Here is a 12,831-nt window from a genome sequence, read left to right as displayed (position 1 = left end):
CTCCGATGAGATTAAATAAAAAATACCCGAATATAATGATTACAAAGAAAAATATCCAAAATTCGCTGCGTTTTATGTTCATGATGAAAGTTCAGATATTGGTGACACTATACTTACTGAGTCTATTGATCTTGAATATCCTTTTATCTATGACGGAACAATGAAAACTGTGCCTAAATATAAAGAGATTATTGAAGTGCTACGGGATAAAAATTATTTTATCACGATTGTTATTGTTGATGTACCATTGAATATAGCCCATAAGAGGAATAAAGCTAGATTTGTAGCCACAGGAAGAGCGGTTCTAGAGAATATTGTTGATGAGACACACCGAGCTATTCCCCACTCATTTCTCAAGCTAAAGGATTTGGTGGACGAGTATTTTTTGTATGATACTAGAAATGGTATACCTTATTGGTTGCTCAAAAGACACAGGATAAAGGTGAGAAGGTTTTTGAGGAAGAGTTGTACCATGAATTCTTAGCTAAACAAAGAAAAAAGTGATTTTTCCCCAGGTTTCGGGTATAATATAAGCAAAGGGAGATGATTTTTATGCCTATTGGAAGCCAATTAATGAGAAATATTGAGAATTCTACAAGTAAATATGAACGTAAACAAACAGAATTCGAAAAAAATCTTGTAAGTTTCCACCAAAATCATCGTCAGGAAGAATACACTTATACACAAAGGGCTATGCGAGCAATGATGCAAAATAAAGTCTTACATGCGGAGAAGCGGTATTGACTGCTTCTTTTTAATTTGCTCTCATTCCTTAATTTCATACCGAAGCCTGATTGATTCCTTTCTTAATCATATGTTTCCAACTCGGTCATTAGTTTAGAATAATGATATTAACCAAGCTAAAGGAAATGAATCCACATTAACTTTGTTTAATAAACTGATTTTTTTATTCTGAGTATAGTCCTTCTAGCTTCATCTGTCCATTCTTTGTTCATTTTATTATAGCAGTTACAATTTGTTAAGGTCTTTGCTTTAGTCTCATTATTTCAAGTAAAGTAAGGGATTGATTTTATCCCATGAAAATAACGGGTTCATCTAGAGAACCCGCTACACAAATTATTCTTTTGAAATATTTTTCGTGGATTGTTGTTACTCTGGAATAATAGGTTCAGTCCCCTGCTACATTAAAGTTTTAATTTAGTAGAGGATTAATCCCAATGATTCACTAGCAACTTTTCAATTATTGGCGTGGTAATTTGAGTAAATTATCATTTGGTGTTTCATTTGCCTCGGAACGAACATATTTTTGACCGTTACTAACTACTGGGATTAGTTTCGGATAGGGGTGAATGTCTACTTCGATTGGACTTTCAGGATAGTCTATTATAAAATCATGAACGTTTTCTTTTTTATAGAAATTGTCTTCTTTTACACCTTTTAAAAAGATTGAATCGATTTCAGTTAATAAATCAGATTTCTCTTTACCTGCTTTCATTTTAATTGCGGTAGCTTTAATCAAAATAAAACCTCCATTCATATTTATTATAATATAACATAAAATATAAAGCGGTGGGGGACAGCACCCGATCTCCCCGAATTGTGATGATAACATTGTACTTATTTTGCAGGAAATTATTATCATCCAGTAATCAACAAGTCTACATTTTATGGATAATTACTCCATCCATGGGATACTCTATTTTTTAATCCGTTGGTGTGCAAGTGATTTTATGTTTCTAAGTCTAATGGCTCAGCCCAATCATTGACGTACTTGCTGAGTGATTGTTCTACCCGGTAATCTGTTGTGGGAGCTCGCCTTAACATATATTTTCTGAAATTATCATAATTATTGATTACTTCTTTCGGTGATACTAGTTCTTTTGTACGTGGATGGTGAGAATCATAGTATTGGTCAACCTCATTAGCATAAGCAAAAAGTGAATCAACAAGTTTTATAGCAAGCAACCGCCCCTCTTGGTTAATAAAATCTGTCATTTCATTATAGTGAGAAGTTAGTAACTGCAGTCTTGCTTGATATCTACCTACACTATCCAGTCTTCCTGAATAGCCCTCTTTTAAATCATTTATAAAAGTCCTTGTTAAATAGTCAAGGTTACAGAATAGTTTATGATCTTTCTCCTTGCTTAACCGATTCTTATCAAACAATCTTGTAACAACTATACTAAAAAAGCTACTTAATAAACTACTTCCAAGAATAATTTTTGCAATGGTAAACCAAGATAATTCAACCGGACCAGAATTCAATTTCTTCATCTCCTGACTTGGTGTATTCTCTAAAATGTGGGTCATTTATTTCCTTTTTAACATCACTATATAAGGATGTTGATTGTTCATTCAATAATTGTTTTGTATGTATTAAATCTTCTTCTACTGTTTCCAGCCATTCACTCGCTTACTTCATTAAGTGGATTTGTTTTTCTATTACGTTCTCCCTCTGCAATAAATTATGCATACGATTAATTCCCTTTATATTTCCATTCTTGCACCATGTTATTTACTTCTTCTTGGACTAGTTGGAATTCCTTGTTTAGTTGTCTTCTTTGAGTTTCTGTATCGATAAAAGCAGTAAGGGGTTGCCAAAAAAACCCTGATGTATCGAATGTATAAATAGAAGTTAGAGAGACTAAATGAATAATTCACACGACGAACTCCACCAGCTCCAATGGACAAAAGAAAGAATCAAATATCTTGATGTCCTGGAAGAAAAACTCTAAACAATGTGTAACCTTGCAGAAGATGCGGCAAGCGATCACATAAACAACAATTTTTTTAAAAAAAGCTGTAAGAATCAATGGGATTAACTTTCATCTATTCTTGCTCCTTCTAGATATCACTTTACCGCTTTAAAGTGGTTCAGGGAGGACTGGCACTTCTTTTAAGTTCTTCAAACACATTTCCAGTCGAAGAATAAAAATCGATCAGGACACAAGTTCCCTTCCTCTTTGGGCACCTTGATGATGTAAATCAATCATATAATCAATATTATATTTTCCTAGTATATTATTATGCAATGCCAGCGTTTTATTTAGTCAGTATGATCGTGGTTCAAATCAACTTCATTCGCACGGGACGAACAAGGGACAGGAACACTGTCCCAAAATATGAGTAATTAAGCACTTTAAACTATGGGCCTGACCCTAGGTTTTTGCGGTTCCAATTTTAATATAATCAATTCTCGTCTACCCCTTTACACGATAATCCGGATTGGATTGTGTCCATCCCTCATAAGTATCTGTAGATGTATCACCATCGCCATCCACCCAAATTGTAGTTCCATCCGCCAAAGTTCGGAAGTGTGGTTCAACATGATGATGATTTGGATTCTCCACAAGATTCACATTTTCTTCAGCTGCTGGTAAAGTCGTTTCACTTGTAATATTCACTGAATCAGTAGATGCACTCGAAGCAACATTATGATCGGTGGCATCTGCCCCATCAACAAGATCGATAATTCCAAGGGACAATGCTCCAAAGGCGCCGACTTTTATTAAACCTTTAGCCCCATTTTTTAGCTGGTGATCATCTCCATCCTTTAACCCTTCTACAACATCTTTTCCATTATCAACAACATGGCAAATTGTATGACCAGCCGCTTTAGCAGTGTCACCAATTGCTTTTCCCATATCATTTAATCCTGTGTCCAACTTGTCTTCATTTTGAGTAACAATACCAGAAGCGGCGTCCCAAGTACCACTTGCAACTTCGCCTAATTTATCGCCCGCGAATGAGGAAGCCTTTTTCACTCCATCACCTATTTCTTCAACAAATTCAATATTAGTAATTTGTCCTGTTGCTTTTATTGTTCCACCTATTACAGTACCTGTAACTTCCCCTATAACGGAACCTAATCCTTTTAAAAAACTCATTATTTTACCCCATTTCTTAAAATAGTTATTATTGCCTATATATTATATCGGTATTAATTACTATTATTAAAGTGAAATAGGTTTAATTTATATTAAATACTGAATAAATTCTAAAAGCACACCACTGTATATCTCCGTTTTTATATATTCTGATCTCCAGAATTAGTTAAAAAGCTCGGACTAACCCTCTTGAGATTCTATTGTCAAAACCATACCGTAACGTATTGAGTTTCTAATAGGGCTGATAAATGAAGGTTCTTCCGGCCCACCCTATAATCCCCTAGCTCTACCTTCTCTTCCTAGAATAAGATAGTATAGTCATACTATTAATCTATAAAAATACCTTCGTATATCTAAACTATTCCATTCCAAAATCAATATATTCTGTTACTATTAAACAGTAGATAATCAAGTTCATATTCGGAGGTAAACTATGGAAGAAAGAGCAAGTTTAAAAAAGACATTGAAACCCCACTGGGTCTGGGCGATTGCTTTAGGGTCTTCTATCGGCTGGGGAGCTTTTGTACAACCAACCAACTGGATGGAGACAGCTGGTCCGATGGGAGTTATCATAGGATTTTCAATAGGTGCTATTCTAATGATGGTCATAGCTGTTAGCTACGGTTTCCTGATTAAAAAGTTCCCAGTTTCTGGCGGAGAATTCGCTTATGCGTTTATTGGCTTGGGTAGGACGCATGCTTTCATTTGTGGGTGGTTCTTGACACTTGGGTATATTTGTATCGTTGCATTGAATGCATCTGCATTTGCTTTAATGATTAAATTTGTGTATCCAAGATTTGTAGAAAACATACATATTTATCAATTAGCGGGCTGGGACATTTATTTTACCGAAATACTTATTGCTTCATTTGTTCTTATTTTATTTACATATTTCAATATTAAGGGTACTGGCTTTTCTGGAAGCATCCAATTTATATTTTGTATGGTAATGATCGCTAGCATAATAATTCTAACCTTTTTGGTAGGAATGTCTCCTGGATCAGGACTTGAAAATATGAAACCTTTGTTCAATCCGGAATCTACAACCTTTGCATCTATCATAGCAATTGTTGCAATCGCTCCATGGGCATATGTTGGATTCGATAATGTTCCACAGGCTGCTGAAGAATTTAACTTTTCTTCAAAGAAAGCGTTTAGTCTGATTATTTTCGCCCTTATTGCGAGTGCTTTACTATATAGTTTAATGATTATGGCAACTGCTATGGCTGAACCGTGGACTGGATTAGTTAAACAGAACCACCTATGGGGTACAGGTGCTGCTATCCAAAACGTATTAGGTAACTTTGGACTTGGTCTACTGGTAATTACTCTAAGTATGGGTATTTTTACTGGTATTAATGGATTTATCGTATCATCAAGTCGTTTACTATTTGCCATGTCACGAGCTAAAGTTTTGCCTGGACTTTTTTCAAAATTGCATCCTAAGTATCATACTCCATACGCTGGAATTATTTTTACAGTGATTATCGCCATGCTGGCACCCTGGTTTGGTCGAGAGGTCTTACTATGGATTGTTGATATGTCTTCCATCGGTGTATCCATTGCATACTTTTACACATGCTTTACTGCCTTTAGACTTTTTAAATGGCGTCAGGATAGCGTGAATGATAGTAAAAATGTCTTTGCACCTGTTAAAAAGATAATCGCATTATTCGGAGTAGTTTCGAGTCTTGTTTTTATTTTATTACTTTTGATTCCGGGTTCACCTGCCTTTCTAGGGATAGAATCCAAAATTGCATTACTAACATGGTCTCTGATTGGTATTGTTTTTTATCTGTTTAAACGGAAGGAATATAACAATATTCCGGAAGAAAAATTAAGTTATCTTCTTTTAGGTAATAAACAGGGAGATCAATAATATGAAATATGACCTTCTTGTTTGCATGAAACTCTTAATAGATCATATTCCACATAATGTATTTTATCTTTCCACTTTAATCAGCAACCTTTTGTACCGATAATAGTTATGAACACATTAACAAATATAGTTATTTTATTTAGGAGTGTCATATATGTCAACATCAACGGATAAGCAACTTCAACAAGTCAATAATATATTTCAAACATTAATTGAAGCCACAGAGCATTTTCATAAGCTTATGAAAGAGAAAGAATTAAACCAAAGCATCTTTATCTTTAGCTCCATTGTTGATGGGTTTAATGCAGTGAGCCAAATTAATGCTATATCGAAAATAGAAGAATGGGCTGTACAAAAAAGTAAAACAGAAAAATATTTTTTAGAGATTGCACAGCTACTGGAAAAGGGTAAGTTCATCAAAATTAGTGAGATTTTGCAATTTTCCCTTCTGCCCCTTCTAAAAAAGATTACTAATAATATTGCAACAAATACTGACGAGCAAGCTCAGAATAAAATGTATACGATTGGAGTATTTCATTCATTTAATAATCCGCGTGCATTTTACCCAGAAGCACGAGTAAATGCCTTAGTCCAGGAAAGCGAAAGACAAAACACTAAGCTGCTTTTCTTTACTTCAGCGGATGCTGATTTTGAAAATGAAATAGTTACGGCAGATGTATGTACAGGCGGAAAGTGGAAACGCGTTAAAGCACCTTTTCCTGATGTAATAAACAATGTTGGTGGCGGAAAACGTTCGCATGTTGAAAGAAAACTTCGCAGAGTCATCCCGTTTACCAGCTTCCATGTTGGAAATAAGCTTTCATTGCCAATGCAAATGGTTAAGTATAGAAAATATGCAGAACTGCTTGTTCCTTTTCGTTTATGCCGTGAAGATGCTGGAATTCATGATTTCCTTGAAAAGAATAATAAAGTTGTATTTAAATATCTTCTAAGTAACCGTGGGGAAAACATCTACTTTGTTACGAAAAAAGGAACTCGTTTTGTACTACAGGAACATAAGAAAGAACGGATTTTAAGTCAAGATGCTTTTGATAATTGGATGCAGACAGTTATTTTAAGAGAAAAGGGAAGTTTTATCGTTCAACGATATATACATACCCGAACAAAAGAAGATGAACCTTATCACTTCAGAGCTCATGTACAAAAAGATGGAGATGGCAAGTGGGGATTAACCCATATCTATCCACGTGTTGGCAGCAAAAAAAGTAACTTGAGTAACGTTGCTACTGATGGTCGTGTCGATAATTTCCATGATTTCCTTATAAGGGAATATGGTGAAAAAGGTGAAAAATACGAAGCGGATATTCTGAGCCTTTCCTTAGAAATAGCCCACCATTTAGATAAACTATACGGTCTTTCCCTTGATGAGCTAGGAATTGATTTTGCAATTGATGAAAATGGTAGGTACTGGATGCACGAAGCTAACAATGGTCCACAAACAGCTTATCACGAAGAAAAAAGAGCGGTTAATACCATTGCCTATGCCAAATATATTGCCAAAAATGGCATTGTCCATTCTGATAGTATGCGAAAATCCGGGAGTGGAATGTTCCAAGCAAGAACAACTAAACTTGCGTTTGCAGAATTGGATAACAGCACAACTTTAGGTGTACTAATTGGGAAAGTGGTAAGTGATCCATTAGCAATTGCTCTTGAAGAAACAGCTGAAAAGGAAAATATGCATCTTTTCTCCTTTACGCCGAAAGATGTGGACTATGATGAAATGCTTATAAAAGGGCACTTTTACGAAAATGATGAATGGGTGACAAAAGTAGTGGAATATCCTGATGTAATATTCGATCGTCTAAAGCTTCGGGGCGATAAAGATGCAGAATGGATTTATGAAGAACTGGGGGAAATTCCATTTACAAATGAATGGCCAGGCAGACAATATAAACGTTCCGAAATTTATGAGAAGCTACAAGTCAGTAAAGAAATGAATGATATTCTTGCACCTTATCAAAAAGTTACTAAAACACGTGATATATTTCGGTTTATTGAGAAATACGATAAGGTTGTGATAAAACCGGAAATCGGAAATGATTTTGGAAATCAGTACATTGAAAGACTTGTAGATGGGAAATATGCATTCGCAAATGGCAAATTGGTAAAAGGGTATAATGAATTTCCATTGCTAAATAAGTTAAAGGAATTGATAAAAGAGAACAGCTTTATTGTTCAGAAGGATTCCAGATTATTGGATGGAAATGGACAACCTTTTTCCATTTGTACCCACCTTATGCTCGACAAAGAAGGGAAATGGGAATTTGTAAGCCTGTATGCAGATATCGAGGCTACATTAGGTGAGAATGCTGCTAAAAATCATACTGAAGAATTTGCTGAATTTCTTCTAGGTATCTATGGTGAAAAAGAAGTTGCTTATCTGGAGAGCAAAATAAAAGATGTATCTAAAGAGATTGCATTGGCACTTCAAGGTATTTTTGGTGATGTAATTTCTGAGGCGGCTGTTGAGTTAGGGATAGACGGAAATCAGCAATTTAGTTTAATTGAAGTAAATCCGAATGGTCCTAGTACAGTGTATAATGGCATTAAATATGCAGAAAATGTGATGGGATTTACCGATTCATTGTATTCTTTGAAAAAAGTAAAAATCCCAAAATGACTAAATTAAAGTAGACAAATGGTAGAGGATAGTTATAAAAATATCTGGCAAAAAAGAACCATACAACATTTAGAAGATGAATTCTGTATTATACAGGAGTCATTTTCTTAACTTTAATGATATTTATGACTATTGCAGAAAATTATATTCTACGTAAAATCCAATATACATAATTTTAATCTAAATTCCAGTTGAATGTAATGCATTACTACTCTAAAGTTGTTAATAAGAAATCCAATTAGAAAGGAGGAGAAACACATGGGAAATTTCATTAAAATTAGTAGCATTTTTACTACTGAAGGTAACACAACTGATATCACTTTTAATAATGCTGAAATAGTAAGAGAAGCAATTGCAAATTCTACTGTTCTTAATAACATTAACACATACCCATGGAGCCCTAATGTTTATCAGTCTATAGAACCTCAAATTGTTGTTTTTGCCGAGATTGAAGCCCTTCTAAGAAAAAAACTGGGGGATGGAAATTACCTTAATTCACATGATCAATTATTGGAGTGGGAGTAATCAGTAATCATAGCCCCTAGAAATATAATAATAAAGATGAGTTTAGGCCAAAACGTCTATGATATAAAATAGTATTTAGGTATATTAAAAGTCTCCTAATATCAAAAAAATAATAAATGAGTTAAATAAAATTATTGATTTAAAAATCCTCTCTGAAGTCAGAGAGGATTTTTAAATTGTATTGCTTCTACAAATTAACCAAGTAACTGCAATACCCTCTGTAGTTGTTGGTTAACTTGCTTTGCTGCTATTTCTTTCGATAATAGAAAAGACTAAGTATCCACCTTATTTATTCTAATAGAGGCTAGCAGTTCGAATTATATTATCATGACCCTACGAATCTTATTGCCATAGTTGATATGAAGTTGTAGACAGTACATTCTATTTTCAGGACATTCGCCATCTTTCATGACAAGCACTTGGCTACTGATTATCCAACTTGTTGTGATTTCAATGAGAATCAGCTACTACTTTTTGCTTTGTAAATAATCATCAACTTTTTTATTAGCTTCTTCTTCGGTAAATGCAACACCTAGGTCAATTCTATTTATAACTCTATTTCTACCTTTACCAGACTCAATTTCTAGAAGATAAACATTAGAAGCTGTTAATCCTTCAACTCTGTCAATTTTCTGTTTAAATTCCATAGCATACTTATTATTCATACCACACACTCCTTTTACTTTAAAAAAGACTCTAATCTTTACGACTAGAGTCTCAATTTATTTCACTTTTAACGTAATAGTTGTAATACTCCCTGCGGTTGTTGATTTGCTTGAGCTAACATTGCTTGTGCCGCTTGTGAAAGGATATTGTTCTTAGTGAATTCCATCATTTCTTTCGCCATCGTGCGAACATTTACTTTCATAAATGACTAGACTATATCTTCACCCTCTAGTTACTAGTAGGGGCCGGGAACTTCGGATTCTGATAGATTTAGCGGCTCTATCATTCACCTACGAATCTCATCACCATTGCTTTTGCATTAGGTGGTTTATTCTAGTCGTTGAACCTTCTCCAGAGTTTCCTCACAGGAGCTCGGCTGCTGATTGCCCAATCTTGTCTTTTTTCAAACCTTCACGTTTACTGTTTCCAGTTGCGTTGTAGTAAGACAAGCTCTAAGGGTTTTCCAGCAATTCACCCGGTCGTTATCGCTAACCGTTACCAGTTAGGACGACTGTACCTCATTCTGCTTTAAGCAGCTTCGGAATAATCAACGTCCCTAATACGAGATTCTGCAGCAGTTAGGTTTTCTTGGGCATTGTCTAGGTTGTTAATTGTATGATCAAGACGGTTTTGATTGGCACCAAGATGTGAACGAGCAGCAGATACAGTTTTAATAGCATCATCGACTAATTTCACATCAGCATCAAAAGATTCCCCAGTGGCTGTGATTCCACTTACACCTAAATCGTCAGCGCTGAAACCAGTACCTGCTTCAGTTTCGATTTGAAGTTCCAAATTCTGTCCTTCATTTGCACCAATTTGGAATTGAGCATCAAAATTACCATCTAGTAACTTTTTACCGTTAAATTCTGTTCGGTCTGCAATTGCCGTTAATTCCTTATTTAATTCTCCAATTTCATCGTTTATAGCAGCTAATTCATCAGCACCAAGTGTTCCTTCGTTACCAGCTTGTACTACTAATTCTCTTTGTCTTTGTAAAATAGCATGTGTTTCGCTCAAAGCGCCTTCTGCAGTTTGGATTAGAGAAATCAAATTTGTTATCGCAATGGCATTTAATCCATTACTTCTTTATGTTTCCATAAAGTTCAGATCATATCTTCATCCCTTTAGGATGCCCCGCGCTCGTGGGTAGTTTATTGGTCTGCTTCCTCACTACCTGATCGTTACACCTTCCTAGCTACAATTTCCCTTACAGTTCACTAGGCTTGGCTCGGTATTGCCCACCATCCACAACTGCATGTTTGGTTTGGGGTTCCACCGAATTCACGGAGTTTTCATCTAAGTATTACTACTTAGAGCGGCATTTCTAGTCTACCGTCTTGAGCATTTGTAGATGCTTGTTCCAAACCACGAATTTGCCCACGCATTTTTTCAGAAATCGCTAGACCTGCAGCATCATCCCCAGCTTTGTTGATTCCAAGTCCTGAAGAAAGTTTCTCCAATGAGTTTTGTACTGCACCAGTGTTATTTGATAGTTGGCGATGCGTATTTAGCGCCGCAATATTGTGATTAATAATCATTTTTCCTTACCTCCATGTAAGTGTATTTTATTTTATGCGAGTCACATCCTTATGTCCCGCATGTGTAACAACTTTTATTCGGAGTTATTACAAAAACTTGGTCTTACTAATGTTTGGCCATAACATTTATTCATCATGATGATGTATTCTTTATATCGGCAGAATTAAAAAATGTTTAAGTCTTTTTGAAAAGATTTTTTAGTACTATTTTGTGATGAATTAAATTACCTTATATTAAGCTCAAACTATTTACTTTAACAGTTACAGAAGTGTCGTAATTGAAAAGAAGTAATTTGGGGTGTTTCACTGGAGAACTTTTAAAATTATTCAATCAAATCAGGTGTATATCTAAGAGTAGGTTTAACTGTTGACTTTCCGGATGGAGAATTAAATGTATAGTGCCTATTACCTTTGCCTCTAAATTATTAACCACGCAACACTCCCCTATTCAAACAAAAAACAAGACAGGCAAACCACCTGTCTCATCACTCATTACTACTACATATCCCCACTCAACTCAACCAAAACCTTCGCCTGAGATAAATCACTCGACAAAGAATGAAATCCTTCTTCAACAATATCATCCAGTTTTATTTTCTTCGTCATGATTGGGTCAACATTAATAGTTTCATCCATTAAAATATCGATGGATTTTTTAAATGTTTCATGCTCATAGCCAAGAGATGAAGATAATTTAACTCCTGAAGTCATTAAGGCAATTGGATTAAATTCAAAATCTCTGGCATGGATTGCAACAACAACTACATTCCCTTTTGGCTTCGTAGCTTGAATAGCAGAATCAAACGTTGGTTTCACCCCAGCCACTTCAAGGCTTGCATCTATGCCTTCAGGATATTTTTCCTTAATACGTGCAACCGCATCATTATCCTTTGTGTTAAGTGTAACTGTTGCTCCAACTTCTTTCGCTTTTGCAAGACGTTCATCAGATAAATCGAATGAAAAAATTTCTTTTGCCCCAGCTGCTTTTGCTGCTACAATAGTAAACAATCCGATTGGACCAGCTCCAAAGACTGCTACAGCATCTCCTTCTTTGACTTCCGCTTCTTTCACTGCTTGAGCAGCTACTGATAAAGGTTCTACAAGTGCTGCTTTATCGAGCGGTAATTCATTAGGTATTGGAACAACATTTGCTTCATTTGAAACGACATATTCTGCAAATGACCCATCTGTATGCAATCCAGCTGAATAGAATTCATAATATCTGTCTGTTTCAGGTGAATGCTGTCCTGAAGTAACAACTGGGTTTACAACAACGCGATCGCCTTTTTTCAATTCCGTTACATTCTTACCAGTTTGTTCAACAACTCCAGAGAACTCATGACCTAATACGAGTGGAGCTTTTTCACCAGTTAATTTATTCGGTGTATCAACTTGGACTAATAACGGTCCAATTTCATATTCATGTAAGTCAGTACCGCAAATTCCAGACCAACTAACTTTTACTTTTACGTCATTATCTTTTACCGATTTAATCTCTCTATCTTCTACTCTTACATCCTTATTACCATACCAGACTGCTGCTTTCATTTTTTCTGTCATATATAGCCCCTCCTGTAATTACATTATTGAGAAATCTATTTCTAAGTTCACATTTCTACCATAACATGACGCTTCGAAAAAACGGTAAACACAAAAAGTTTCTATGTAGCTTAAGCAACAGTTATAATAGAATTGTTTAGTATTATTAAGGAGTGCTTATGAAGATGA

Annotated in this window: 11 protein-coding genes and 2 pseudogenes; 5 read left to right on the top strand and 8 right to left on the bottom strand. The window is 35.3% G+C overall.

Annotated features, from left to right (window positions below):
- Positions 1 to 22 precede the first annotated feature (22 nt).
- Together CIL05_RS22895 and CIL05_RS03270 are read left to right on the top strand one after the other, a co-directional pair.
- A complete protein-coding gene (locus tag CIL05_RS22895) occupies positions 23 to 484 on the top strand; it encodes a zeta toxin family protein (RefSeq protein ID WP_095654086.1) in 462 nt (153 codons plus the stop codon).
- Between the two features lie 68 nt (positions 485 to 552).
- Positions 553 to 744 (top strand): hypothetical protein, encoded by a 192-nt coding sequence (locus CIL05_RS03270; RefSeq protein ID WP_095654085.1) that lies wholly within the window; start codon positions 553 to 555, stop codon positions 742 to 744.
- Between the two features lie 457 nt (positions 745 to 1,201).
- On the opposite strand, the gene CIL05_RS03265 is transcribed toward CIL05_RS03270, so the two are convergent.
- The 3 genes from CIL05_RS03265 to CIL05_RS03250 all read right to left on the bottom strand — a co-directional run bounded on the left by CIL05_RS03265 (position 1,202) and on the right by CIL05_RS03250 (position 3,848).
- Entirely contained in the window at positions 1,202 to 1,480 is a 279-nt protein-coding gene (locus CIL05_RS03265) for a DUF3892 domain-containing protein (RefSeq protein ID WP_206207740.1), read from the bottom strand.
- Positions 1,481 to 1,689: 209 nt separating this feature from the next.
- Positions 1,690 to 2,226 carry a hypothetical protein gene (locus tag CIL05_RS03260; RefSeq protein ID WP_095654084.1) on the bottom strand — a complete coding sequence of 179 codons (537 nt, stop codon included), beginning with the start codon at positions 2,224 to 2,226 and terminating at the stop codon, positions 1,690 to 1,692.
- Between the two features lie 935 nt (positions 2,227 to 3,161).
- Positions 3,162 to 3,848 carry a hypothetical protein gene (locus tag CIL05_RS03250; RefSeq protein WP_095654083.1) on the bottom strand — a complete coding sequence of 229 codons (687 nt, stop codon included), beginning with the start codon at positions 3,846 to 3,848 and terminating at the stop codon, positions 3,162 to 3,164.
- 433 nt (positions 3,849 to 4,281) lie between these two features.
- Here CIL05_RS03250 and CIL05_RS03245 point away from each other — a divergent pair, with 433 nt between their 5' ends.
- The 3 genes from CIL05_RS03245 (at position 4,282) to CIL05_RS03235 (ending at position 8,896) form a co-directional block, all read left to right on the top strand.
- Positions 4,282 to 5,727, top strand: a complete 1,446-nt coding sequence (locus CIL05_RS03245) for an APC family permease (RefSeq protein ID WP_095654082.1) — start codon at positions 4,282 to 4,284, stop codon at positions 5,725 to 5,727.
- Between the two features lie 154 nt (positions 5,728 to 5,881).
- Positions 5,882 to 8,371 (top strand): YheC/YheD family protein, encoded by a 2,490-nt coding sequence (locus CIL05_RS03240; protein WP_095654081.1) that lies wholly within the window; start codon positions 5,882 to 5,884, stop codon positions 8,369 to 8,371.
- A 258-nt stretch (positions 8,372 to 8,629) separates the two neighbouring features.
- Positions 8,630 to 8,896 (top strand): hypothetical protein, encoded by a 267-nt coding sequence (locus CIL05_RS03235; RefSeq protein WP_095654080.1) that lies wholly within the window; start codon positions 8,630 to 8,632, stop codon positions 8,894 to 8,896.
- Positions 8,897 to 9,363: 467 nt separating this feature from the next.
- Here CIL05_RS03235 and CIL05_RS03230 read toward each other — a convergent pair whose 3' ends face one another.
- The 5 genes and pseudogenes from CIL05_RS03230 to CIL05_RS03210 all read right to left on the bottom strand — a co-directional run bounded on the left by CIL05_RS03230 (position 9,364) and on the right by CIL05_RS03210 (position 12,651).
- Entirely contained in the window at positions 9,364 to 9,561 is a 198-nt protein-coding gene (locus tag CIL05_RS03230) for a hypothetical protein (RefSeq protein ID WP_095654079.1), read from the bottom strand.
- 68 nt (positions 9,562 to 9,629) lie between these two features.
- Positions 9,630 to 9,743: pseudogene (locus tag CIL05_RS03225) on the bottom strand (flagellin); the annotation flags it as partial.
- Positions 9,744 to 10,090: 347 nt separating this feature from the next.
- A complete protein-coding gene (locus CIL05_RS03220) occupies positions 10,091 to 10,582 on the bottom strand; it encodes a flagellin (RefSeq protein ID WP_439144820.1) in 492 nt (163 codons plus the stop codon).
- Between the two features lie 314 nt (positions 10,583 to 10,896).
- Positions 10,897 to 11,103: pseudogene (locus CIL05_RS03215) on the bottom strand (flagellin N-terminal helical domain-containing protein); the annotation flags it as partial.
- 498 nt (positions 11,104 to 11,601) lie between these two features.
- On the bottom strand, positions 11,602 to 12,651 hold the full coding sequence (locus tag CIL05_RS03210) for a 2,3-butanediol dehydrogenase (protein ID WP_095654378.1): 1,050 nt from the start codon (positions 12,649 to 12,651) through the stop codon (positions 11,602 to 11,604).
- Positions 12,652 to 12,831: the final 180 nt, after the last annotated feature.

Origin of the sequence: Virgibacillus profundi (assembly GCF_002287375.1) — a bacterium.
GTDB classification, from domain to species: Bacteria; Bacillota; Bacilli; order Bacillales; family Amphibacillaceae; genus Virgibacillus_K; species Virgibacillus_K profundi.
This window is presented reverse-complemented; position numbering and strand designations above follow the sequence as displayed.